Raw genomic sequence first — 24498 nt, 5'->3', positions numbered from 1 at the left:
TTATGATTATAGATAAGTTATTTGAAAGTGTGCAAGAAAAAGGGCATGTCTGTGTTGGTTTGGATACTGCTTTAGATTATATACCCAATGAATTTTTAAATAAATATACTTCAATTGAGGATGGAGTATTTGAATATAATAGAACAATAGTAGATGCTACCTTAGATGTAGCAGCCTGCTATAAAATTCAAATAGCATATTATGAAGCATTAGGGCTTGAAGGTCTAAGAGCCTATAAAAAAACTCTAGATTACTTAAAGAGTAGGAAAGGCATCGTTATAGCAGACATAAAAAGAGGAGATATAGCTAAAACAGCTGAAATGTATGCAAAGGCACATTTTGAAGGAGACTTTGAAAGCGACTTTGTAACGCTAAATCCCTATATGGGGCTTGACGGACTAGAACCATATTTACCTTATGTTAATAATAAAGAAAAGGGATTATTTGTCTTAGTAAGAACATCAAATGAAGGGGCAAAGGATATACAGTATTTAGACACTAATAAAAACAAAAAGTTATACACTGTAGTCGGTGAAAAGATTCAGCAATTAGGAGATAAGTATATGGGAAGCTGCGGGTTCAGCTCCTTAGGTGGAGTAGTAGGTTGTACCAATACTGAAGAGGCAATTGAGTTAAGGAATAAATTAAATAAGATGTTTTTCTTAATACCTGGTTATGGAGCTCAAGGAGGAAAAGCAGAAGATGTAGCACTCTATTTAAAAGATGGAAATGGTGGCGTAGTTAACTCATCTAGGGGAATACTACTTGCCTATAGAGATAAGGATAATGGAGAAAGAGATTTTGGAGACTACGCAAGAAAAGAAGTTATAAGGATGAAGGATGATATACTAAAAAGTCTTACTAAGTATTAATAAAATCTCTCAATATAAGGGTGGATAGGAGTTTATGAAGAAACTTAAGATTGATTATATAGATGGAATAGTTTATGAAAATGTCCAAATAACTGATGGAATATATAGATTAGTAGTGAAGGGAAACTTTAACGGAAATCCAGGTCAATTTTATATGTTAAGAAGCTGGGGAAATGAACCGCTTCTAGGTAGGCCAATAAGTATAAATGAAATTAGTGAAGAAAAGATAACATTCTTATATCAGGTTTATGGCGAAGGTACCAAACTTTTAAGTGAAGTAACAGAGGGGAATAAGATACAGTTAATGGGGCCTTTAGGAAATGGATTTGATATAGAAAAGATAAAGGGGAAAGTTGCAATTGTTACAGGAGGCATAGGAGTTGCACCTATGTTATATGCAGCGGAGAGATTAGAGGATTGTGAAATAGACCTTTATGCTGGTTTTAGAGAAGAGACCTATGGTCTACAGGAATTTAAGAAATACGTGAAAAGCATACAGGTATCTACTGAGAATGGAAAAGAAGGACATAGGGGGTATATAACAGAAGTATTTTCCCCAGGAAATTATGATATGGTGCTATGTTGTGGACCAGAAATTATGATGAATAAAGTGGTGAGGGTCTGTAATGAAGCAAATGTAACCTCGTATGTTTCCATGGAAAAACATATGGCTTGTGGTATTGGAGCCTGCCTTGTTTGTACCTGTAAGACTAGAAATGGAAATAAGAGAACATGCAAGGATGGACCAGTATTCTTAGGAAGCGATTTAGAAATAGATTAATATTTTATATTAAAGTTTGATAATTATAGAATTATTTTCATTATTCAGCACATAAGAAGGAGGCATATTTAATGCTTGAAGTTGATATATGTGGTGTAAAGTTTAAAAATCCAGTTATTGCTGCTTCTGGCACATTTGGATTTGGACAAGAGTACAGGGAGTTATATGACGTATCCAAGCTTGGGGGAATAAGCTCAAAGGGACTTACTTTAAATCCAAAGGAAGGAAATGAGGGCATTAGAGTTTACGAAACAAGAGGTGGAATGTTAAATAGCGTAGGACTTCAAAACCCAGGGATAGACTATTTTATACAAAATGAACTCCCAAAAATGAAGGAACTGGATACTGTTGTTATAGCTAACTTAGGTGGAGGAACTATTGAGGATTACATAAAAGGGGCAGAAAAGTTAAGTTCTTCAGAGGTTGATGTAATAGAGCTTAATATATCTTGTCCAAATGTAAAATCAGGAGGGGTAGCCTTTGGAATAAAATCTGAAGTTGCCTATAAAGTTACAGAAGAAGTAAAAAAGTTTTGTAGGAAGCCGCTAATTGTTAAGTTATCACCTAATGCGGAGGATATTGTAGATATGGCTTATAGCTGTTGCGAGGCAGGAGCAGATGGAATATCTCTTATAAACACTTTTAAGGGAATGGCCATAGATATAAAAAGAAGACAACCTATATTTAATAATATAACAGCAGGACTTTCAGGGCCCGCAATAAAACCTATTGCACTTAGAATGGTTTATGAAGTATCAAAGGTTGTAAATATTCCTGTAATAGGTCTAGGGGGAATATGTTCTTGGCAGGATGCAATAGAATTTATAATGGCAGGTGCCCATGCAGTTCAAGTTGGTACTGCAAACTTTATTAAGCCAGACATATGTGTAGATATAATCCAGGGAATAGAGAGATACATGGAAAAGGAAGGCGTAAGCAACATAAGTGAAATTAGAGGGATAATTTAAGCTAACTTGTACACTTTTAGTAGAAATACAAGGAAAAGGCCTAAATAAGTCGTTAACTGAAAAATTCGGAGGTAAGTATTATGGAAAATAATCAAAAGTTTATTATAGATATTTTTAAAGAATGTGAGGCATTATTAGAAGGTCACTTTCTACTGTCCTCAGGAAGACACAGCGATATGTACTGCCAATGTGCAAAGCTTTTACAGTATCCTGACAAGGCTGAAAAAGTTTTAAATATAGTTGCACAAAAGCTTAAAAATATAGATTTTGACATAATAGTTGGCCCTGCTATGGGTGGGGTAGTTGTTTCCTATGAATTAGCAAGACAAACAGGAAAGCCTGGAATATTTGCTGAAAGACAGGATAACATAATGACTATAAGAAGAGGTTTTGAAATTAAAAAAGGACAAAAGGTTATAATATCAGAGGATGTTATAACTACAGGAAAGTCTTCTCTAGAGGTTGCTAAGGTTATAGAAGCTCAGGGAGGAGAAGTAGTTGGGATCTGTTGTTTGGTTGATAGAAGAGGAGAGGGAAATGAACTTCCTTATCCTGTATATGATGCAATGAAGCTTCATATAAAGAGCTATGATAAAGAAGATTGTCCTCTATGTAAAGAGGGAATACCATACGTTAAGCCAGGCAGCAGAAAAATTAATTAATGTTAGCTACAAATTTTATATAGATTTATAGCTGAGTATTTTTCTTAAAGTTTTATTTGTGTTTTATTTGTGTTTTATTTGTATTTTATTTTATTTTTATTTTGGTCTCAAGTCTTAGGACTTGAGACATTTTTTTATGTTTTTGAAATAACAACTTTTACTTAATCACTAAATGAGTAAAAAGCTGAATTTAGAAAAATTTATTATTATTTTTCATTTTTTTGAGTTATAATAAATAATGAATTATTGGAAATAGTGTTAATATAGAGAAGTTAGAGAAGTAAATTCTTATATAGAACTTATGTTGAATTAATATATTTAAATGTATATAGGAGGAATTAGTTGTGGTGAAGCCAAGTATATTTAGTAAAGATTATGAAAAGCAGATGAAAAGAAGGAAAAGAAGAATAGTTTTTATAGGCTGTCTATCTATTATTATAATTGTTTTTGCTGTTATGTCTGTGAAGGGCATATTTGAAGAGGTAAGAAAAGATATGACAAAGAACTTAACCACAACGGATAAAAAGGATGTAAAAACTATAGACCCTAAGAATTCCGAAAAGGAAGAGCCTAAAAAAACAGAGACAAAGGAAAATGGTAAAGATAAGAAGCCAGAGGGCTATGATATACAGCTAAGTGATGGGAAGACTATAACTGCAGTATATGAGGTTAAAGATAATAACAAGCTATTTAAAGAAATAGCACCAGCAGAGAATAATGTTAGTTACAGTATGAGTCCCTCAAAACAAAGGATGGTTGTGTTCGATAACAAGGTTCAAAGTATTATTTTAATAGATGTAAATGGTAATAAGCAGGATGTAGCGAATCCACAATATACTTCAACTAGTGGAACGGTAATATCAAAGGATTCTCAGTTATCTAGTCAACCAGATTACATTTGGTGTTCTTCGCCCAAATTCATAGACGAAGATAACATTGCATATATAAGTCAACTGCCTTGGTTAGGAAAGACTACTAAATATATTTGGATTGAAAATTTAAAGGATAAAAGTCATATTCTTGTACAGGGGATAGAGGGCGAGGATATCACTCTAGGTGATTTGACAGATAAGGGAGTAACAGTTACTTCAGATGGGAGAACAGTTTTCTTAGATGCATCTGGGAATATAAGTGAATAAATGACTAAATATTTAGGGGACTTGGAGGATTTAATGGAGATAGGTTTATCATCAGCTAGTTTTTATCCAAATGTTAAAACTGAAGATAGTATACATTTAATGAAGGACTTAGGTTTTCATTGTGGGGAAATATTTTTAAATAGTCCTAGTGAGTATGAAGAGGACTTTATAAAGCAGCTTTTGCAAGAAAAGAATGAACAAAATTTTAATATTCATTCTGTACATGGATTTTCATCTTCTTTTGAACCTTACCTCTTTGATAGTTATAAAAGAAGGCGAGATGACATGTTTGTATACTTTAAGAAGATATGTAAGGCAGCAAGGCTTTTAGGTGCAGAATGTTATACCTTCCACGGCATGAGACTGCAAAAGTTTGATTTTATAAATAAGGAATTTATATCAGAAGTATATAATAAGCTAGTATACACTGCTAACGAGGAAGGAATTAAGCTTGCACAGGAAAATGTTTCTTGGTGCATGTCTTCAGAATTAGATTTTTTATATAGGATAAAAGAAAGTTGTAAGTATCCGATTCATTTTACTTTAGATATAAAGCAGGCATATAAAGCAGGTAATAATCCTGAAAAATACCTAGAAATTATGGGGGGGAATTTGATTAATTTCCACATAAATGATAGGGATAAAGATAACATTTGTTTGTTGCCTGGAAAAGGGGATGTAGATTACAAAAAAATCTGTTGTAAATTAAAGGAAATAGGTTATAATAGAGTAGGAATTATTGAGGTTTACAGCGATAATTACTCTAGTTATGATGAGCTAATTTCGGCGAAAAATTTTTTGCATCAATCCATTATAAAATAAAAAAATAATTGTAAAAATTATGTTTTTTGGTATATAATTATTAATACAGAAATTTTAATTTACACTGAAAAAAGCCGCATATACTAAAAATTGTATAAGATTAAGTAGCATATGTTAATACTTTTAAATATATGTTATAATAATATGGTTAACATAAGCACGGACGATTAGGAGGAAAGTATAATGAACACTAAAATGGAAAAAATAGAAAATAATATTGTTAAACTAGAAATAACAGTAGGATCAGACAAATTCAATGAGGCTATGAAAAAGGCCTTCGCTAAGAATGGAAAACAATTCAATATACCAGGCTTTAGAAAAGGTAAAGCCCCAATGAACATAATAAAGAAATACTATGGCGAAGGAGTATTTTACGAAGATGCCATAAATTTCTGCTGCGATGATACATATCCAGAAGCATTAAAAGAACATAACATAAAACCAGTTGATTATCCTCAAATTGACATAGTTGAAGTAGGAGAAGGTAAGGACTTTGTTTACACTGCTACAGTTACAGTTCTTCCAGAAGTGCAACTAGGAGAATATAAAGCTGTAGAAGTAAAGAAACCTGTATATGAAGTAAAAGATGAAGAAATAGAAAATGAATTAAAAGCAATGCAAGAAAAGAATGCAAGAGTGGAAACTAAGGAAGAAGGAAGCATAGAAAAAGGCGACATGGCAGTAATAGATTTTAAAGGTTTTGTTGGCGATGTAGCTTTCGAAGGCGGAGAAGGAACTGACTATCAATTAGAAATAGGATCAGGTACTTTCATAGATAACTTTGAAGATCAATTAGTAGGTTTAAATAAAGGTGACGAAAAAGACGTTGTAGTTACTTTCCCACAAGAATATGGTAGAGAAGACTTAAACGGCAAAGAAGCTGTTTTCAAAGTTGCTGTTAAGGATATAAAGAAAAAAGAATTACCAACATTAGATGATGAGTTTGCTAAAGAAGTTTCAGAATTTGATACTTTAGCAGAATTAAAAGCTGATATGAAAAAGAAGATGGAAGAAGCAAATGAATTAAAAGCAAAGAGAGAATATGAAGAAGCAGTTGTTGATGCAGTTTCTTCAAATGCAAAAATTGATATCCCAGCTGTTATGATAGACAAAGAAATAGATAATATGCTTAAGGATTTAGAAATGAGATTACAATATCAAGGATTAGACCTAAAAACATATTATCAATACACAAATAACACTGAGGAAAAAGTTAGAGATTACATGAAAGAAACAGCTGAAAAGAGAGTAAGAACAGATTTAGTACTTGAAGAAATAGCTAAGGTAGAAAATATAGATGCTTCTGAAGAAGAGCTCTTAGCTAAGGCTACAGAAATGGCTAAACAATATGGAAGTAAGGATCTTGAAAAGACTGCTAAGTTAGTTCTTGAATCCCAAAAGAATTACTTAAAGCTAGATGTAGTTAATGAAAAAGTAATAAAAATGTTAGTGGATAATAGCAAAGCAACAGCATAGAATATATTAAGGGTTAATTGCCAGGAGTTTTTCTGGCAATTAATTTTAAAATTAATACTTTATTGGGTTTTCATCCTTATATAGGTTGATATAAATAATTTTCAAATGGGTAAAATCACTTATGTGATCATAAAAAGGAGGAGAGAGATTTATGAGTTTAGTACCAGTAGTCGTTGAACAAACTAACAGGGGAGAGAGATCCTATGATATCTATTCTAGACTTTTAAAGGATAGAATAGTAATGTTAGGCGAGGAAGTTAACGATGTTACTGCGAGTCTTGTAGTAGCTCAGCTGTTATTTTTAGAGGCAGAGGATCCAGATAAGGATATATATTTATACATAAATAGTCCAGGAGGATCTATAACATCTGGAATGGCAATTTATGATACAATGCAGTATATTAAGCCAGATGTATCAACTATATGCATAGGCATGGCTGCTTCTATGGGTGCATTTTTACTTGCAGCAGGTGCAAAAGGAAAGAGATTTGCTCTTCCAAATGCAGAAATAATGATACATCAACCACTTGGTGGATTCCAAGGCCAGGCAACAGATATTGGAATCCATGCAGAAAGAATACTAAAAATAAAGAAAAACTTAAATACTATATTAAGTGAAAGAACAGGGCAACCAATGGAAGTAATTGAGAAAGATACAGATAGAGATAACTTTATGTCAGCAGAGGAAGCTAAAAACTATGGTTTAATTGATGAAGTTGTCATAAAAAAGAAATAACCTTTAGAGAGGTGTAAAGATGGCCAAAATTGATGAAAAAAAACAATTAAAATGTTCATTCTGCGGCAAAACTCAGGATCAGGTTAGAAGACTTATAGCAGGGCCAGGTGTGTATATTTGTGATGAATGTATAGAACTTTGTTCTGAAATAATTACTGATGAATTTGAAGAAGATGTTCAGGTAGATATGAGTTCTCTTCCAAAGCCTATGGAGATAAAAACTTATCTCGACCAATATGTAATAGGTCAAGATGGAGCAAAAAAATCACTAGCTGTAGCAGTTTATAATCATTACAAAAGAATTAATTCTAATGCCAATAGTGATGATGTAGAGCTGCAAAAGAGTAATATTCTTTTACTTGGTCCAACTGGATCAGGAAAGACTTTATTAGCTCAAACTTTAGCTAAGTTCTTAAATGTTCCATTCGCTATTGCAGATGCTACAACTCTTACTGAAGCAGGCTATGTTGGAGAAGATGTTGAAAATATACTTTTAAAATTAATACAAAATGCTGATTACGATATAGAAAGAGCTGAAAGAGGAATAGTATATATAGATGAGATTGATAAAATAGCTAGAAAATCGGAAAATCCATCTATAACAAGAGATGTATCTGGAGAAGGTGTTCAGCAAGCATTGTTAAAAATACTTGAAGGTACAGTAGCTTCAGTGCCACCTCAAGGTGGAAGAAAACATCCTCATCAAGAGTTTATACAAATAAATACAAGTAATATACTATTTATTTGTGGTGGTGCTTTTGATGGAATAGATAAAATAATAGAAAGCAGAACAAGAATAAGCACTTTAGGATTTGGGGCTGAAATTCAGTCTAAAAAAGAAAAAGATGTAGGTAGGCTTTTAAAGGATATAATGCCTGGAGATCTTTTGAAATTTGGTCTTATTCCTGAGTTTGTTGGAAGACTTCCTATAGTAGTTACTCTTGAGGCTTTAGATAGAAAAGCACTTATAAGCATATTAAAGGAGCCAAAAAACGCCCTTGTAAAACAATACAAAAAACTTTTCGAAATTGATAATGTTGAACTTGACTTCTCAGAGGAAGCTCTAGAAGCTATAGCTGATGAGGCATTAAAAAGAAATACAGGTGCAAGAGGACTTAGAGCAATTATTGAAGATACTATGAAAGATATTATGTTCGAAATTCCTTCAAGAGAAGAAATAGCTAAAGTAGTTGTAAATAAAGAAACAATTACTACAAAGGAACCAGAGCTTATTAAGGCTGAAGGTGAAAAGAGAACACCTATAAAAGTAAAAAAGTCTAGAGCTAGAAAAGGCTCAGAATCAGCATAGAAAAAAGGGTACCGGGAAATCGGTACTCTTTTTTACACTTTAATATGAAAATAATTACTGATGCTTAGCCTTAATCCTTAATTCCTAATTCTTAATTGATAACTGGAATATGTTGCCCAGAAGATGTGCATAATACTAAACAGATAAGTGATAAAGGGAATTTTGGAGGGAGGTTTTCAAGCATGATGTATACTTGGATGATTATCCAGTTTGTTGTAACTGTTGTTATGGGACTATACTTTTTTAATGCATTGAAAGGTCAACAATCTAAGAAGATAGTAATAGATAAAGAAAATAAAAAAGAGATGGAGAAACTAAAAAAATTAAGAGAAATAAAGTTAACAGAACCCCTTACAGAAAGAAGCAGACCATCTTCTTTCAGTGAAATAATAGGTCAGGAGAAGGGAATAAAAGCTCTTCAAGCAGCATTGTGCGGTCCTAATCCACAGCATGTTATAATATATGGACCACCTGGAATTGGTAAAACTGCTGCAGCTAGGTTAGTATTAAATTATGCAAAGCAAAAGGACTTTTCACCCTTTAATGATAAATCAAAGTTTATTGAAATTGATGCTACTACTATAAGATTTGATGATAGGGGTATAGCAGACCCACTAATTGGTTCAGTGCACGATCCTATATACCAAGGGGCAGGACCTCTAGGGGTCGCAGGTATCCCACAGCCTAAAGCAGGAGCAGTTACAAAGGCTCATGGAGGAATTCTATTTATTGACGAAATAGGAGAACTTCATCCTATAGAGATGAATAAGTTGTTAAAGGTATTAGAAGATAGAAAGGTTTTTTTAGATAGTTCATACTATAATTCATCTGATGATAACATGCCGGCGTATATAAAAGACATTTTTGATAATGGACTTCCAGCAGATTTTAGGCTTGTTGGTGCTACAACTAGAAATCCAGAAGAAATTACTCCTGCTTTGAGGTCAAGATGTGTTGAAATTTTTTTCAGAGCCCTTCTTCCGGAAGAAATCCAGATTATAGCTAAGAATGCAGTAGATAAAATAGGTTTTACAATAGAAGAAAAAGCAGAAGAATTGGTAGGACGGTACTCGCAAAATGGTAGAGATGTAGTAAATTTAATTCAGTTATCATCAGGAATAGCTCTAAACGATGGTAGAGATGAGATTACACTGAGCGATGTAGAGTGGGTTATCGAAAATGGTCAATACTCGCCAAGGCCTGAAAAGAAAATAATTGAAAAACCAACTATAGGGTATGTAAACGGATTAGCAGTCTATGGCGCTAATATAGGAGCAGTAATGGAAGTAGAGGCTACAGCAAAAAAGGTCAGTTCTAGAAAGGGCAATATAAGGATAACAGGTATAATAGAGGAAGAAGAGATAAGCAATCAGAATAGGAAGATGATAAGAAAAAGTACCGCAAGGTGTTCAGTGGAAAATGTAATAACTGTAATTGAAAAGTTATATAATTTAAATTGTGATGAGTATGACATACATATCAATTTTTCTGGAGGAGTGCCAGTAGATGGTCCTTCAGCAGGAATAAGTATAGCTACTGCAGTATATAGTGCTATAAAAAATATTCCAGTTAACAATGAGGTAGCTATGACTGGAGAACTATCAATACATGGAGATGTTAAACCTGTTGGTGGAGTAAATGCAAAAGTCCAAGCGGCCAAAAAGGCTGGTGCAAAAACTATCTTAATACCAAGTGAAAACTGGCAGGAGAGTTTCTCAAAAATTCAAGATGTGAAAGTTATTCCAGTTAAAACTATTTATGAGGTATTTACTTTAGGAATATTATCAAAAAATAAGGATAGTTCATCAATACAGATAGAAACAAATTTAGATGTTTTAGCTGCTGAATCCTTAGATATATAAATCTTATAGTTATACTTAAAGTAAGCTGTTTTCTATATCGAGAAAATAGCTTGCTTTAAAAAGTTAACATCAATTAATAGAAGAATTGAAAAAAGTCCATTTTATGGTTATAATATATTAGTCTAATTATATCCTGAACATGAATTTACTTTTATTAAATTATTATTTGAAGTGAGGGGAGAAATATGGATAATGTTGAAAAAGTTCTTCCTCTAATTCCGCTAAGAGGTATTACTATATTTCCACATATGGTTTTGCATTTCGATGTAGGTAGAGAGAAATCTATACTTGCCCTTGAGGAAGCAATGCTTAGAGAACAAAAAATATTTCTAGTGGCTCAAAAGCAAGCAAAAATAGAAGAACCTAATGAAGATGATATTTTTAAAATCGGAACCATTTGTAATATAAAGCAGATATTAAAGTTGCCGGGAGACACTGTACGTATATTAGTGGAAGGTGAAAGCAGAGGAAGATTAGCAGAATATATTAAAAAGGAGCCTTTCTTTGAAGCTAAAATTGAAGTTTTAAAAGATGAGTTAATTGTAGAGAATAAAGAGGATGAAGCACTTATTCGAGCAATAAGAAAAAGCTTTGATGAATATGTAAAGCTATCAGGAAATGTACCAGTAGAGACTATAATTACATTGGATGAATTAGAGGACCCTGGAAGAATGGCAGACATAGTCAGTTCTTATTTAATGCTTAAGCAAGAAGCTAAGCAGGAACTTTTAGAAGCATATACTATAAGCGAAAGGCTTAAGATGCTTTTTGATATATTAAATAATGAAGTGGATATTTTAAAGCTAGAGAGAAAGCTAGGACTAAGGGTTAAGACTAAATTAGATAAGGTTCAGAAGGAATATTACTTGAGAGAGCAGCTTAAGGCCATACAAGAAGAACTAGGTGAGGATGACGAGGATAAAAAGGAAATAGCAAAATATAAGAGCAAAATTAATAAGGCAAAGCTTCCAAAACCAGTTAAAGAAAAGGCATTATATGAACTTGATAGGCTAAAGAATAGTGGAACTTATTCTTCAGAAGGCGGAGTTATAAGGACTTATCTAGATTGGATTTTAGATTTACCATGGAATAATACTACTAAAAATAACTTAGACATAAAGGATGCTAGAAAGGTTCTAGAGGAAGAGCATTATGGATTGGAAGATGTAAAAGACAGGATAATTGAATACTTAGCAGTGAAGCAAATGAGTAACTCCTTAAGAGGACCAATACTATGTCTTGTAGGACCGCCAGGAGTAGGTAAGACTTCCATAGCTAAGTCTATAGCACATGCTTTAAATAGAAATTTCGTAAGAATGTCTCTAGGTGGAGTTAGAGATGAAGCTGAGATAAGAGGTCATAGAAAAACTTATGTTGGGGCTATTCCAGGAAGAGTTATTTATGGAATGAAACAAGCCAAGTCTAAAAATCCATTATTTCTATTAGATGAAATAGATAAAATGAGTAGTGACTTTAGAGGCAATCCAGCAGATGCTCTTTTAGAGGTTTTAGATACAGAGCAAAATAGTACTTTTAGGGATCATTATCTTGAACTGGATTTTGACCTGTCTAATGTATTATTTATTACTACAGCTAATAGTTTAGATACTATACCAAGACCTTTACTTGATAGGATGGAAGTTATAGAGGTATCAGGGTATACAAGTGAAGAAAAGTTTCATATATGCAAAAAGCATTTAATACCTAAAAGATTAAAAGAGCATGAAGTAGATGAAAGTAAAATTAAGTTCTCGGATTCATCCATATATCATATTATTGATCGCTACACTAGAGAGTCAGGTGTTAGAACTCTTGAAAGAAAATGTTCTACTGTAATAAGAAAATCCATGGCTGAAATGATAGAAAAAAACAAAGACAATATAATGATTACTATAAATAAGGTTAAGACATATCTTGGACCAGAGATATATAGCTACGATAGGGCAGAGGAAGAGGACAAAATAGGCGTAGTAATGGGTATGGCATGGACAGGATACGGTGGAGATACTTTACCGATAGAAGTATCTGTTATGAAAGGAACGGGAAAGCTAGAGTTAACAGGCCAACTTGGTGATGTAATGAAGGAATCAGCAAGGGCAGGTTATAGTTATGTTAGAGCTAATGGACATAAATATGGAATAGAAGAAGAGTTCTATAAGAGCAAAGATATACATATACATGTTCCAGAGGGAGCTGTTCCTAAAGACGGCCCTTCAGCAGGTGTAACAATGATTACCGCTATGGTATCTGCTCTTGGCGGTAAAAAGGTAAGACATAATGTTGCAATGACTGGTGAGATTACTTTAACAGGTAGAGTACTGGCTATTGGAGGCCTTAAGGAGAAAAGTCTTGCAGCTTATAGAGCTGGAATTGATACTGTAATAGTACCAAAAGACAATGAGAAGGATATACTAAAAGTACCAAAGACTATTAAGAGTAAACTTAAATATATACTTGCAGATAATATTGATATTGTACTAGACAATGCTTTGGTTAAAGATGAATAGGATTTTTATTAAAAACAAGTTAACACTAAAGTAAAACTTGTAGACGGAGATGAATATATGGAGATAAAACAAGCGGAATTTATAACTTCAGCAGTAGTAAGAACTCAATACCCTGAAGATGGTAGAGCGGAGATAGCCTTTGTAGGAAGATCTAATGTTGGGAAGTCTTCACTGATAAATACCTTAACTAATAGAAGAAAATTGGTTAAAGTAAGTGGAACTCCAGGTAAGACAAGATTAGTGAATTTCTTTCTAATAAACAACGAATTTTACTTTGTAGATTTACCAGGCTATGGTTACGCGAAAGTATCTAAGACAGAAAAAGAAAGCTGGGGAAAGGTAATCGAGACATACTTAGTACAGCGAGAACAGCTAAAGAAGATAGTACTTCTTGTGGATTGTAGACACAAACCATCAGCAGACGATATAACAATGTATAAATGGATAAAGTATTATAACTATGATACTATTGTTGTTGCTACAAAGATTGACAAATTAACAAGAACTGAACTACAGAAAAATTTAAGATTAATAAAAGATACATTGGAGTTAAAGGATAATGATCAATTATTAACTTTTTCTTCCCTAAAAAAGCAGGGGAAAGAAGAACTTTTGGAAGTTATTCAAGAGACATTAGATAAAAGTGCAAGATAATATAAAGACTATATTATAATAAGTGTTACAACTTAAGCAGGGAGAAAATAAAATGAATGGAATTAGTTTAGTTAAGGATGCTCTTGTATTTTTGTTTGTTTATATTCCTCCACTTATTCTGTTTATAAGATTTTGGAGAGAGAGACATAGGAGCAAGGTATTAGCAGTACTGTTAAGTCTTTTATATATAATATTTTCATTTTTCACTCAGAACCTGCTTCCATTTATTCTTGTAATTTTTAATATTATGTATTTGAAATCTTCCAATAGAGAGTGGGACGTATTTAGAAATGATTATATGTCCATAAATAATATTCAGTATAGTAGAAGGAGCATAAGCAGCAGAGTTAGAGAAGATTATGAAAGATTCAAGTTTAGTTTAAAGGAGTTTAGACTATTCTCAGCTATAAGACTAACAGCGATTTCATACTTGATAACAATTTTTATATCTATTTTTGAATCAATAATGTTGTCCAATTATAAGGTTGAAGCAGAACAGCAGGAAATAGTTACATGGATGGCAAACATGCCTTTAGGAAAGTTTTTAATTATAGTTCCTATTGTCATAATATTTGCCCCAGTTCTTGAAGAGTTTGTCTTTAGATGGTTATTCTTTGAGAAGATATTTAGACCAAGAATAGGAGTATATTTTGCAGCAATACTAAGCAGCCTAATTTTCGGATTTATTCATTTTAACTTAAAGGCATTTCCACTATTAATATGGATTGGAGTATATAACTGTTATTTAATTCATAAAAAAGGATATTGGTACTCTGTGTTTAACCATTTCGTGTTTAATGCTATAACTACCACGATGCTGTTACTAGAAAAGTTAGGAACAATGAATTTATAAACAGAGTTAAAAAGAGTAAAGACATGTCAATATTATTATGACATGTCTTTAATTTATGGATAAAAACTATAGTGCACTACTTATTTTTTACTTTTCTTATCTCTTTTGTGGTCTTTTTCATCAGAATTATTTCTAGCACTATCTAGGTTAGATTTTAAGAAGTCATATATTGCATCGTTATCATCAGAAGATAACTGTAGGTTTTTAACAGCTTTTAGTAATTCGTCTTGGATGTTTCCATTTTTTCCGCCATCTACTTCATCAAGCTTATCTGCTAAAGCTGAAAGTTGGGATTTGAGTTTATTTTCATCAAATTTATTTCCACCATTTTCATTAGCTATGTCATTTAAATCATAATTACGGAGCATAGAACTTAGTTGATTTACATTCATGTTATTTGCTCCTACCAATGTAGAAACTAATGATATAATTTGATTTATATCTATGCTTTTTAATAGTTCACCAAGATTTAGGTTGTCAACAAAGCTTTTGCTGCGATGTTTTCCCATTTTATCACTCCTTTATATTAAGGAGAGCTATCTAAGCTCTCCTATCAAGTAATTATACTATCTCCATCCAAATCTTCCTGCAGCACCTATTACTATTAAAACAGCAAGAACTATTAAGATAGATAGACGAGCAGCTCTAGTTCTTCTGAAAGCTAATAGTATTATGCCTATTATAGCAACTAATGCTAATAATTGATTTCTACGCATATCCTAACCCCCCTTTCTGGGCATTGGCTTTATTTAAGTCTCTTTACTTTATATCTTCTGTTTTTATTACTCTAGAACCTTTGTTTATATCCATACACTAATTTTATATTTTTAGCCTAACATCTTCTTCTTCTTCTTCCTTCTCCAGTTGTACCTGCAATAATTAAAATAGCAAGAACGATTAATAGAGCAAGATAAGCTCCTCTTCTTCTACCGAATAATAATAGAAGTAATGCTATTAAAGCAGCTAATGCTAGTAATTGTTGATCACGCATACTTTACCCCCCTTTCTGGGCATTGGTTTTATTTGAGTCTCTTTACTTTACATCATAGGTTTGATTAATCTTTTATCTTAGGCTTAGGTACCTGCTTGTCTTTTGTTTGCCTTATACTACATAGTATTCATCATTAAGAAAGTTGACACAGATTCTATGAAATTTTGTGTTAAAACATTTATTGTATCTTTTGTATATAAAATACCTGTACTTTAGTTACTTCACAGTATATATTATGAAGTTTAGTAATACTTGACACAAAAAATGTTTTAAAACTGGTATAAAGTATATTGGTACATTAATTCTTTATTATTGATTAGTTATCTTCTTCCGGTTGTACCAGCTACGATCAAGATAGCAAGAACAATTAATAGAGCAAGATAAGCTCCTTTTCTTCTACAGAATATTAATAGCAATAATGCTATTAAAGCAGCTAATGCTAGTAATTGATGATCATGCATGCTCTAACCCCCCTTTCTGGGCATTGGTTTTATTTAACTCTTTTTACTTTACATCTTAAGTTTTAATTAATTTTTTAGCTTAAGGTACAGGTAATCGCTTGTCCTTTGCTCATAGTACATAATATTCAGTTTTAGGAAATTTGACACATATAATTATGGAATTTGCACTTGAAAATTTTTATCATATTTTCTTCAATTGCTGGAATCAAAAATATCGTCAGGTTATACTTTGAATAACTAGTAAAAAGTGTCTTAAAATTTATACAATAATATACTAAAAAAAACGACAAATAAAACGATATAAATATAGATTAGTATAATAATTACGCTGGGGGTAAAGCATTATGTCTAAGATATCTCATTTGATGGAAATGATAATTACACTTCAATATAAGGGTCTTACAACTGCATCAGAATTAGCAGATACTCTGGAAGTAGATAAAAAGACTATATATAGATATATAAGCAGCTTAAATAAGGCTAATATACCTGTTCATACTAGAAAGGGAAGATACGGTGGCTTCTTCATAGATGAAGAATTTTATATGAAACCGTCAAAACTTAGTGAAGATGAACTGCAAAGTCTATTAATGGCTTCGGAAATACTTACAGAGGAAAATGGGTTTACAGGAGAAAAGCAGTTAAAAAGTGCTGTAGCCAAGATAAAGAATTTGTGTATAAATAAAGATAGTAATTTACAGCATTTAAATAATAGTGGAGATTTTAAGATAAGCGAAATCGGAAGTTTACAGGGCCTTGAGGATAAAATTTCAAAGATTAATTACGCAATGAGTAGAGGACGTACTTTAAGCCTTCAGTATTTGTCCATGAGCAAAAATAATTTAACCATTGAAAAGTTAGATTGTTATAATTTAATATTTAGAGAGGGAGGATGGCATGTAATTGGATATTGCCATAAAAAAGATTCTGTAGAAACTTTTAGACTGTCAAGGATTAAGAGCATAGAAATAACAAATGAAATATATATGAGACCTTACAATTTTTCATTAAAAGACTATTTGAAAGATAACGAAAAATTATTTAAGGGAGAAAAGATAAAGGTAACTGTAAAATTTCACAGGGAAGCTGCAGAATTTATAAAGAATGGAAGCTGGCACGTTAGTGAAGAACTACAGTCCTTAGAAGAGGACGATATACTATTTAATTTATATGTAGATGAAACTGATGAGTTAAAAAAGTGGATAATGGGTTTTGGGAAAAATGCAGAAATTATAGAACCTCAGTATCTTAGAGAGGAAATAAGAGAAGAATTAGAAGAAATGTGCAAAAAATATTAAAATTTTTGTATGAAGGTGAATAATTTTTAAGGAACGGGACAATATAATAAATGTAATTGGAGATAAAATCTCCATAAACATCAAATGATAAAAATCTTCATTTGATGTAATAACCCCCCATCCCCCTTGGGACCGTAAAACGGTCCCTTTTTATTTTCTATATTATTTAAAGTACATGGAAGTAATTTTAAAGTAGAAATTATCTTTGCTATTTTCATCCTTAGTTAGCAGGAGATTTATCGTGTAATTTTTTACTGTGTTACTATTTAGGTTAGAGACACCCTTAAAACTTAGAGTCCAGAGAACTTCAGATACTTCGCCATCTTGATTGCACTTATTTTCTGTAAAAATGCCATCTTGAAATACGTAACTATTGTTATCACCAGCTAACTTATCAATTACAGACAAACTTGACTTATCTAGTGTTGGCACAAATATATCTTTAGGCCTGTAGGATTCATTATGGGGAAGACCTTGTACAAATTTGACAAAGGAACAAATAGTATCTTTACCCATAAATACGTTATTAGTTTCATAGTTATAATTCTTAAATTTATAATTAAGAAATATATAGTTTGATAGTGTTATATCGTCATTTTGGAGTTTTCCAGAGATAACTTTAGGCGTTTTGTTATTTTTACAGTCTATAAAGCCCAGTATGTTATTTGTGTTTGAAAATAAGTTTTCAAATTTACCGTCATTCCAAATAAAAATATGTTGAATGGGAGTATCCTTATTAGACGACTGAATAAAAATTTCAGGAATCTTATCTCTAGAAACATCCATGAGGGTAACTCTCATTGGCCAATAGGTAGAATAGTGACCGATTGGGGGAGAGTTTTTGTCTGTTTTAATAGAAAAACTTTTATCTTTAGTTTTTACCTCAAGGTCATACTTTTCACCAATTTTTTTTACAGATAGTATGTCCTCTTTTCCATCACCGTTAAGATCTGCTTTTATTGCTGTGTCGTTTAAGATTTTATTGAAAGTTGGTGAATAGTTTTTAGAAACTAACAAGATTAATAGCAGTATCAAAATAATCAGTGTTAATAGTAAAAAATAGATATATTTTTTCTTTAGAAAAATTACCCTAAATTTCATATATTTCACCTCCAGTTAATTATATGAAATTATTATATATTTAATTATTATGCACAAAATAAATTTACAATACTTATCAAGATAAAAATAAGTAATTTAATTGACAGTTACTAGAAGCGAAAGGAGGAAAATATGATTGTTAGAAGAAGAGGATTAGCAATGCTTTTACTAATATTATTATTAATCAATATTAGTGGATGTGGTAAGGGAAAAGAGACAGCCAAAGAAAAACAATTGAACATATATATTGATACTAAAGATAAAGGATCCTTAGATATCCTTAAATTCATTACTGAAGAATATAAAAAGGATAATGGAAAGGTGAAAGTAAATGTTAACAACCCTATTGGCGGAAAGATAGAAGAAGATATAAGTAAAGGCGGAGAATCAGATATTGTTTTCACTTCTAGAAATAATATGATGAAGCTAAGTAAAAAGGGTCTTTTAAGTGATATGGATAGCTATTATGATGAAAATAAAATAAGTGAAAGATATTATACTGTTGTAAAGGCATATGGAAGATTCAATGATAAATACTATGGAGTACCATTAATACCTTATACAATTGAAATTCTATATAACCAAAAGGCACTTGATAAGTTAAATATTAAGCCGCCATCAAATATAACTGATTTTGGAAGTATGTTAAAAAAGTTAGGTGAATCAGGAAAAAGAATTCCAGTTATAATACCAGAAGACTTAGATATAAATAATGGGCTCTTTTCTATAATAGTAAATAATAAGGTGAGTATGAGAAAGTTAGAGAGTATATATGATAGTGGAGCATCTGCCTATAAATCCTTAAACGAGATGCAGCAAGCATTTGATACATTAGCAGATTTAAGTAAAGCTGGAGGTATAAATAAGAATACTTTTGAAATTGGAAATGATAGTACTGTAGATAAATTTGTGAAAGGAGATATGCCATTAATAGTAGCTACATCCCACTATGCTAAAAGCTTTAAGGATGAAAATATAAAGGTAATAGGAGAGAATATGGGGGATTCCTCAATAAATTTCAATATACCAGTTGTAACAGAATCAATTATGGCTGTTCCTCTAAACCATAAGAATGGAGAAGAAGTGACTAATTTTATAAAGTTTGCTCTAAGTGATGATACTCAAAAGAAACTGGTGGAAAAGGGGTTTATAACTGGAAATAAGAAGGTTAACAATTCTAAGGGTGGAGGCGTAAAAGGTAGTATCATACAGCACTTACAGGAGAGTACTGAGGATGGTGTTGCATTTGTATATAATATACCAGAAAAGTTAAAGGGCAGCATATCTTCTAAGGTCGATGAAATATTATCAGGAAAACAAAGCAAAAAGGAATGGGAAGAAGCAGTAGATGAAGCTTATAGATAAAGAGCAGTTTATACACTAAACTGCTCTTTATCTATATAAACATATTTTTAGTTTTCTTTAGCATCTTGTTTGCAAGAACTACAAATACCATAAAAATATATTTGATTAGCTATTATATCATAGTCTGTAAGATCTTGAACTTTATCATTTAAGTCAGTAAAGCAAATACCTTCTACATCATTTACTTTTCCGCAATTTAGACATTGTATGTGAGAATGAGGACATACATTTCCATCATATCTAAAGTTACCTTCACCTACATTTAACTCTTGAACCAGGTTTACTTCAACTAAGGTTTTAAGAGCTTTATAAACAGTAGCTAAGCTCATTGTAGGATACTCTGGTTGTAGAGCTTTATATATTGTTTCAGCAGATGGATGTTCATTTGTAGATTGTAAATATTTGTACACAGCGATACGTTGAGGAGTAAGTTTTAACTTTTTTTCTCTAAAGATATTAGCTAGGTTATCCATATACACCATCCTTACTATATAATTAATTATATCATATAATAGAAATTATTAATTGTCAAAAGTATTTTATTGGAATTAATTCATAAACATATTTTTTAGAGTTTTACAGAAAATAATTAGACAGGAGTAACATTCATCAGTTTTATATTAGAAAAGTAAGGAGATGAAATTATTGGAGGTCAAACCCATTGTAGTAGTAAGCAAATGTCTAGGGTTTCAGGCATGTAGATATAACGGACAAATTGAAAATGATGAGTTTGTAAATAAGTTAAATGACTATGTTAGATTCGTACCAGTATGTCCGGAAATAGAAATAGGATTAGAAATACCCAGGAACTCCATAAGAGTAGTAAATATTGATGGAGATTTTAAAATTATTGAAACTAAAACAGGAAGGGACTTATCAGTAATGATGAATGATTTTTCTAACACATTTCTAAATAACCTGGAAGAAGTAGATGGGTTTCTATTAAAAACTAGGTCTCCTTCTTGTGGAATTAAAGACGTAAAAATATATAGCAGTATAGATAAGGGAGCAGCAGTTAGAAAGGGAAAGGGTTTTTTTGGGGGAGAGGTAACAAAAAGATATCCTAATCTAGCTGTTGAAGATGAAGGGAGGTTGAAAGATTATAAAATTAGAGAACACTTTTTAACAAAATTGTATACAATGGCTAGATTTAGAGAACTAAAAAAGACAAATTCCATTGTAGAGTTAAAGAAGTTTCATAAATATAATGAGCTGCTATTCATGTACTACAATAAAAAGGGATTTAGAAAGCTGTCCGATATAATAAAGAAAGAAAGTGAGGAAAGCACAGAAAGAATTATTAAGGAATATGAGTATTATTTGGGACTAGTCTTGGCAAGGGTGCCCAGATATACATCAAATATTAGCTTAATGCTAAGCATTATAAAAGTATTCCAGGATAAAATCTCAGAAAGAGAAACCGTATTTATATTAGATACTTTAGAAAAATATAGAAGTGGAAATATACCTTTTTCAGTTCCTTTATACTTAATAAAAGGATATTTAATAAGATTTGAAGTTTTTAGTTTTATTAATCAAAGTTTTTTTGAACCATACCCTCACAGCCTTGTGGAAATGAGGGATTCTGGGAAAATATTAACATAAAAATTTATAAATAAAAGTTTATTAAAATAAATGAAACTATATTTGACTAAAAAGTCTTCAATATTTTACGCTTATTAAAAAAAATAATTGTGCTGAAAAAAATAGATTGTGATAAATTCAATTTTTAGAAATAAAATTATATTTATATGGCATAACAATAAGGTTATTAGGGAAAGTCTATTAATAGCTAAGCAATATTCTAATAATTTTTTACAAAATCTCAATAAAACCTAATAAAATTATGCTAGCTTTGTTAAAATAATGATTTTCTAAAGAGAAACTTTAATAATCTATATTACAATACAAAAACCGTTGTGAATAATTGAATTCATATTTAAAAATAGTTTTAATAAAAACAATGTTTGGTTTAAATTTTATATTTAAAAAGTTACAATATTCGAGTTTTTTCGCTTCGCAAAACGACTTTATACTTGTAATTTCATACTTATGATATCAGAATTATGATGATTAATACAACAATTAGGTATAAAAATAAAATTATTGCGAAAATTACACTTGATTTAAACTGTAAAACATGTTAAGATTTTATCGAAATAAAATATATTTAATAAAAAATTTTTGTAGGGAGGTAAATCGTATAATGAGCAAAAATGAATTAAAAAAAGAAATCGGTCTCGTACCCGCCCTTGCAATCGTTATCGGTATGGTTATAGGTGGAGGAGTATTCTTTAAGCCTACAGCTGTATTTACTGCGACAGGCGCACCAGGACTAGGTATGATGGCGTGGGTTCTAGGCGGAATAATATCCGTAGCTGGTGGACTTACAGCAGCTGAAGTATCTGCTGCAATTCCAAAAACAGGTGGTATGGTAGCTTACTTAAATGAGACATACGGAGATGTTTGGGGATATCTTTTAGGTTGGGCTCAGACAGTAATATATTTCCCAGCAAATATCGCAGCTCTTGGAATAATATTTGCAACACAAGCAGTTTCATTATTAGCATTAGGCGACGGAATGATAATTCCAATAGCAATTATAACTACTATATTCTTAATATGCATGAACTCATTAGGATCAAAAACAGGTGGAGCTATCCAAACTGTTGCAACTGTTGCTAAGTTAGTACCTTTATTTGCAATAATATTAGTTGGTTTAACAAAAGGTGATGGTGGAGTAGTAAGATTATTCCCAATGACTGCTGCTGATCATCCGATAGGTACAAGTCTTGGATCAGCACTTGTAGCTACAATGTTCGCTTATGATGGATGGATAAACGTTGGAGCTATAGCAGGAGAAATGAAAAACCCAGGTAAAGATTTACCTAAGGCAATCATTGGTGGTATATCAGTAGTTATGGCAATTTACCTATTAATAAACGTTGCTTATCTATTCGTATTACCAGCAACAACACTAGCTGCAACTAAGACACCAGCTGCAGACGTAGCATCAGTAATATTCGGACCAGGTGGTGGAAAGATTATTACTATAGGTATTCTAATCTCAATATTTGGATCATTAAACGGATATATAATGACAGGAATGAGAATTCCATATGCTATGGCAGTTGAAAATAAACTACCATTCAGTAACTGGTTAGGAAAATTACACCCAACTTTCAAAACTCCAATAAACAGTGGTATATTAATAGGTGTTATCTCAATACTATTAATATTCTCAGGTAAGTTTGACCAGTTAACAGACTTATTAATATTCGTAATTTGGATATTCTATGTTATGACATTCTGTGCTGTATTTACTCTTAGAAAGAACAGACCAGAATTACACAGACCATATAAAGTTCCTCTATATCCTGTAATACCAGCTATAGCTATAATAGGAGGTTTATATATAATATTAAACACTCTATTCACTCAACCTATGAATGCAGGATTAGGACTTGTAGCTACTTTAATAGGATACCCAGTTTATAAATCAAGAAAAGATAAGTTTATAAAGTCTGATGAAGATATAGCTTAATTTTAGATAAGTGAGGCTGTAAGAAGATAATCTAGATAGATTTCTTCTTACAGCTTTTTTTACTATTAAAAATCTTAAATTATAGAGAATTCCTTTAAAAGTTCATAGCACTCAACATTTAATTCTTTTTTGGAAGCTATAGCATCATCAATATCTACATCAATCATGAAATTTCCTCTGATACCAATTGCCTTTGAGGTGCTCTCTTTTACTAATAAAGTTATGGATTTTGCACCCATTCTACTAGCAAGTATTCTATCAAAGGCAGAAGGGCTACCACCCCTTTGTATAAAGCCGAGCATTGTAACTCTTGTATTAATTCCTGTTTTTTCCTCTATCTCTTTTTTTAGTTGCAATGGATCATACAAATTTTCAGCTAGTATAATAATATTATTTAGATTTCCCTTAGCTTTATCCTCAAGGAGTTTTTGGCAAACTGAGTTAACTTCTATTCCCTTTTCTGGTATAAGTGTAATTTTAGCGCCTCCTGCTATCCCAGCATATAGGGCTATATCTCCGCAATATCTTCCCATAACTTCAATAATAGTAGCCTTTTCATGGGAGATAGTAGTATCTCGTACTTTACTTATACAGTCTATAACTATATTTAATGTGGTATCAAAACCAATTGAATAGTCTGTATAACCTAAGTCGTTATCTATTGTTGCAGGTATAGCTACTATTTTAACGCCTAATCTGTTTAATTTTGACGCGCCTTTGAAGGAGCCTTCGCCCCCTATAACTATCAAACCTTCTATTCCAAGTATATCTAAAACATTTAGTGCCTTTTTTTGGCCGTCATCTGTCATAAACTCCTGGGACCTTGCCGTTTTGAGGATAGTTCCTCCTTTATCAATAATATCCTCAACTACTGAAGGAGTTAAATGTTTAAATTCCCCATTAATTAATCCCTTATAACCCCTTTCTATACCTATTACCTTAATGTTATTGTAAGCTGCAGCTTTTACAACGGCTCTTATAGCCGCATTCATTCCTGGTGCATCTCCACCACTTGTTAAAACTCCTATAGTTTTCAATTACTATCCCTCCATAGTATAAAAGTTCTATATACCCTTTATTTATTATTAATGAAAAAA

The 24498-nt window shown here is 31.8% G+C and carries 24 protein-coding genes; 17 read left to right on the top strand and 7 right to left on the bottom strand.

Features of this window, described 5'->3' with window-relative positions:
- Positions 1-2: 2 nt before the first annotated feature.
- From pyrF to N4T77_RS16485, 13 genes are all read left to right on the top strand, one after another.
- Positions 3-872, top strand: a complete 870-nt coding sequence (pyrF, locus tag N4T77_RS16545; protein ID WP_261672966.1) for an orotidine-5'-phosphate decarboxylase — start codon at positions 3-5, stop codon at positions 870-872.
- A gap of 34 nt (positions 873-906) precedes the next feature.
- Complete coding sequence (locus tag N4T77_RS16540) at positions 907-1653, top strand: dihydroorotate dehydrogenase electron transfer subunit (protein ID WP_261672957.1); 747 nt, start codon at positions 907-909, stop codon at positions 1651-1653.
- Positions 1654-1724: 71 nt separating this feature from the next.
- Complete coding sequence (locus N4T77_RS16535) at positions 1725-2621, top strand: dihydroorotate dehydrogenase (RefSeq protein ID WP_261672956.1); 897 nt, start codon at positions 1725-1727, stop codon at positions 2619-2621.
- An 80-nt stretch (positions 2622-2701) separates the two neighbouring features.
- Positions 2702-3283 carry an orotate phosphoribosyltransferase gene (gene pyrE, locus N4T77_RS16530; protein ID WP_261672955.1) on the top strand — a complete coding sequence of 194 codons (582 nt, stop codon included), beginning with the start codon at positions 2702-2704 and terminating at the stop codon, positions 3281-3283.
- A 344-nt stretch (positions 3284-3627) separates the two neighbouring features.
- On the top strand, positions 3628-4422 hold the full coding sequence (locus N4T77_RS16525) for a hypothetical protein (RefSeq protein ID WP_261672954.1): 795 nt from the start codon (positions 3628-3630) through the stop codon (positions 4420-4422).
- Between the two features lie 33 nt (positions 4423-4455).
- Positions 4456-5244 (top strand): sugar phosphate isomerase/epimerase, encoded by a 789-nt coding sequence (locus N4T77_RS16520; protein WP_261672965.1) that lies wholly within the window; start codon positions 4456-4458, stop codon positions 5242-5244.
- A 183-nt stretch (positions 5245-5427) separates the two neighbouring features.
- Positions 5428-6720, top strand: a complete 1293-nt coding sequence (tig, locus tag N4T77_RS16515) for a trigger factor (protein ID WP_261672953.1) — start codon at positions 5428-5430, stop codon at positions 6718-6720.
- 151 nt (positions 6721-6871) lie between these two features.
- Positions 6872-7456, top strand: a complete 585-nt coding sequence (gene clpP / locus N4T77_RS16510; protein WP_261672952.1) for an ATP-dependent Clp endopeptidase proteolytic subunit ClpP — start codon at positions 6872-6874, stop codon at positions 7454-7456.
- A gap of 19 nt (positions 7457-7475) precedes the next feature.
- Entirely contained in the window at positions 7476-8765 is a 1290-nt protein-coding gene (gene clpX / locus N4T77_RS16505) for an ATP-dependent Clp protease ATP-binding subunit ClpX (protein WP_261672951.1), read from the top strand.
- A 182-nt stretch (positions 8766-8947) separates the two neighbouring features.
- Positions 8948-10627 (top strand): ATP-dependent protease LonB, encoded by a 1680-nt coding sequence (gene lonB / locus N4T77_RS16500; RefSeq protein ID WP_261672950.1) that lies wholly within the window; start codon positions 8948-8950, stop codon positions 10625-10627.
- Positions 10628-10812: 185 nt separating this feature from the next.
- Positions 10813-13134, top strand: a complete 2322-nt coding sequence (gene lon, locus N4T77_RS16495) for an endopeptidase La (RefSeq protein ID WP_261672949.1) — start codon at positions 10813-10815, stop codon at positions 13132-13134.
- A 57-nt stretch (positions 13135-13191) separates the two neighbouring features.
- The gene (gene yihA, locus N4T77_RS16490; protein ID WP_261672948.1) at positions 13192-13788 is read left to right on the top strand and encodes a ribosome biogenesis GTP-binding protein YihA/YsxC; all 597 of its coding nucleotides are present in this window, start codon (positions 13192-13194) and stop codon (positions 13786-13788) included.
- A 52-nt stretch (positions 13789-13840) separates the two neighbouring features.
- On the top strand, positions 13841-14641 hold the full coding sequence (locus tag N4T77_RS16485) for a CPBP family intramembrane glutamic endopeptidase (RefSeq protein WP_261672947.1): 801 nt from the start codon (positions 13841-13843) through the stop codon (positions 14639-14641).
- Positions 14642-14721: 80 nt separating this feature from the next.
- Here N4T77_RS16485 and N4T77_RS16480 read toward each other — a convergent pair whose 3' ends face one another.
- The 4 genes from N4T77_RS16480 to N4T77_RS16465 all read right to left on the bottom strand — a co-directional run bounded on the left by N4T77_RS16480 (position 14722) and on the right by N4T77_RS16465 (position 16093).
- Positions 14722-15150 carry a hypothetical protein gene (locus tag N4T77_RS16480; protein ID WP_261672946.1) on the bottom strand — a complete coding sequence of 143 codons (429 nt, stop codon included), beginning with the start codon at positions 15148-15150 and terminating at the stop codon, positions 14722-14724.
- Between the two features lie 57 nt (positions 15151-15207).
- Entirely contained in the window at positions 15208-15357 is a 150-nt protein-coding gene (locus N4T77_RS16475) for a hypothetical protein (RefSeq protein ID WP_261672945.1), read from the bottom strand.
- Between the two features lie 116 nt (positions 15358-15473).
- Complete coding sequence (locus N4T77_RS16470) at positions 15474-15632, bottom strand: hypothetical protein (RefSeq protein WP_261672944.1); 159 nt, start codon at positions 15630-15632, stop codon at positions 15474-15476.
- 320 nt (positions 15633-15952) lie between these two features.
- Entirely contained in the window at positions 15953-16093 is a 141-nt protein-coding gene (locus tag N4T77_RS16465) for a hypothetical protein (RefSeq protein WP_261672942.1), read from the bottom strand.
- Between the two features lie 344 nt (positions 16094-16437).
- On the opposite strand from N4T77_RS16465, the gene N4T77_RS16460 reads away from it, so the two are divergent.
- Complete coding sequence (locus N4T77_RS16460; RefSeq protein WP_261672941.1) at positions 16438-17391, top strand: YafY family protein; 954 nt, start codon at positions 16438-16440, stop codon at positions 17389-17391.
- A 162-nt stretch (positions 17392-17553) separates the two neighbouring features.
- On the opposite strand, the gene N4T77_RS16455 is transcribed toward N4T77_RS16460, so the two are convergent.
- On the bottom strand, positions 17554-18492 hold the full coding sequence (locus tag N4T77_RS16455) for a VCBS repeat-containing protein (protein ID WP_261672940.1): 939 nt from the start codon (positions 18490-18492) through the stop codon (positions 17554-17556).
- Positions 18493-18624: 132 nt separating this feature from the next.
- On the opposite strand from N4T77_RS16455, the gene N4T77_RS16450 reads away from it, so the two are divergent.
- Entirely contained in the window at positions 18625-19857 is a 1233-nt protein-coding gene (locus N4T77_RS16450) for an ABC transporter substrate-binding protein (RefSeq protein WP_261672939.1), read from the top strand.
- A gap of 47 nt (positions 19858-19904) precedes the next feature.
- Here the strand turns inward: N4T77_RS16450 and N4T77_RS16445 are convergent, their stop codons facing one another.
- Positions 19905-20330, bottom strand: a complete 426-nt coding sequence (locus N4T77_RS16445) for a Fur family transcriptional regulator (protein ID WP_261672938.1) — start codon at positions 20328-20330, stop codon at positions 19905-19907.
- A gap of 172 nt (positions 20331-20502) precedes the next feature.
- Between N4T77_RS16445 and N4T77_RS16440 the strand changes: the two genes are divergently transcribed.
- Both N4T77_RS16440 and N4T77_RS16435 read left to right on the top strand, forming a co-directional pair.
- Positions 20503-21462 carry a DUF523 and DUF1722 domain-containing protein gene (locus tag N4T77_RS16440; protein WP_261672937.1) on the top strand — a complete coding sequence of 320 codons (960 nt, stop codon included), beginning with the start codon at positions 20503-20505 and terminating at the stop codon, positions 21460-21462.
- Positions 21463-22063: 601 nt separating this feature from the next.
- Complete coding sequence (locus N4T77_RS16435) at positions 22064-23401, top strand: APC family permease (RefSeq protein WP_261672936.1); 1338 nt, start codon at positions 22064-22066, stop codon at positions 23399-23401.
- A gap of 74 nt (positions 23402-23475) precedes the next feature.
- Here the strand turns inward: N4T77_RS16435 and pfkA are convergent, their stop codons facing one another.
- Positions 23476-24438, bottom strand: coding sequence for a 6-phosphofructokinase (pfkA, locus tag N4T77_RS16430; RefSeq protein WP_261672934.1), 963 nt, complete (start codon positions 24436-24438; stop codon positions 23476-23478).
- Positions 24439-24498 lie beyond the last annotated feature (60 nt).

The sequence above is a fragment of the Clostridium sp. CX1 genome (assembly GCF_025398335.1).
GTDB lineage: Bacteria > Bacillota > Clostridia > Clostridiales > Clostridiaceae > Clostridium_AM > Clostridium_AM tanneri.
This window is presented reverse-complemented; position numbering and strand designations above follow the sequence as displayed.

Coding starts and splice junctions, on each gene's coding strand:
- pyrF (WP_261672966.1), top strand. CDS start 3: ATGATTATAGATAAGTTATTTGAAAGTGTGCAAGAAAAAGGGCATGTC.
- N4T77_RS16540 (WP_261672957.1), top strand. CDS start 907: ATGAAGAAACTTAAGATTGATTATATAGATGGAATAGTTTATGAAAAT.
- N4T77_RS16535 (WP_261672956.1), top strand. CDS start 1,725: ATGCTTGAAGTTGATATATGTGGTGTAAAGTTTAAAAATCCAGTTATT.
- pyrE (WP_261672955.1), top strand. CDS start 2,702: ATGGAAAATAATCAAAAGTTTATTATAGATATTTTTAAAGAATGTGAG.
- N4T77_RS16520 (WP_261672965.1), top strand. CDS start 4,456: ATGGAGATAGGTTTATCATCAGCTAGTTTTTATCCAAATGTTAAAACT.
- tig (WP_261672953.1), top strand. CDS start 5,428: ATGAACACTAAAATGGAAAAAATAGAAAATAATATTGTTAAACTAGAA.
- clpP (WP_261672952.1), top strand. CDS start 6,872: ATGAGTTTAGTACCAGTAGTCGTTGAACAAACTAACAGGGGAGAGAGA.
- clpX (WP_261672951.1), top strand. CDS start 7,476: ATGGCCAAAATTGATGAAAAAAAACAATTAAAATGTTCATTCTGCGGC.
- lonB (WP_261672950.1), top strand. CDS start 8,948: ATGATGTATACTTGGATGATTATCCAGTTTGTTGTAACTGTTGTTATG.
- lon (WP_261672949.1), top strand. CDS start 10,813: ATGGATAATGTTGAAAAAGTTCTTCCTCTAATTCCGCTAAGAGGTATT.
- yihA (WP_261672948.1), top strand. CDS start 13,192: ATGGAGATAAAACAAGCGGAATTTATAACTTCAGCAGTAGTAAGAACT.
- N4T77_RS16485 (WP_261672947.1), top strand. CDS start 13,841: ATGAATGGAATTAGTTTAGTTAAGGATGCTCTTGTATTTTTGTTTGTT.
- N4T77_RS16480 (WP_261672946.1), bottom strand. CDS start 15,150: ATGGGAAAACATCGCAGCAAAAGCTTTGTTGACAACCTAAATCTTGGT.
- N4T77_RS16475 (WP_261672945.1), bottom strand. CDS start 15,357: ATGCGTAGAAATCAATTATTAGCATTAGTTGCTATAATAGGCATAATA.
- N4T77_RS16470 (WP_261672944.1), bottom strand. CDS start 15,632: ATGCGTGATCAACAATTACTAGCATTAGCTGCTTTAATAGCATTACTT.
- N4T77_RS16465 (WP_261672942.1), bottom strand. CDS start 16,093: ATGCATGATCATCAATTACTAGCATTAGCTGCTTTAATAGCATTATTG.
- N4T77_RS16460 (WP_261672941.1), top strand. CDS start 16,438: ATGTCTAAGATATCTCATTTGATGGAAATGATAATTACACTTCAATAT.
- N4T77_RS16455 (WP_261672940.1), bottom strand. CDS start 18,492: ATGAAATTTAGGGTAATTTTTCTAAAGAAAAAATATATCTATTTTTTA.
- N4T77_RS16450 (WP_261672939.1), top strand. CDS start 18,625: ATGATTGTTAGAAGAAGAGGATTAGCAATGCTTTTACTAATATTATTA.
- N4T77_RS16445 (WP_261672938.1), bottom strand. CDS start 20,330: ATGGATAACCTAGCTAATATCTTTAGAGAAAAAAAGTTAAAACTTACT.
- N4T77_RS16435 (WP_261672936.1), top strand. CDS start 22,064: ATGAGCAAAAATGAATTAAAAAAAGAAATCGGTCTCGTACCCGCCCTT.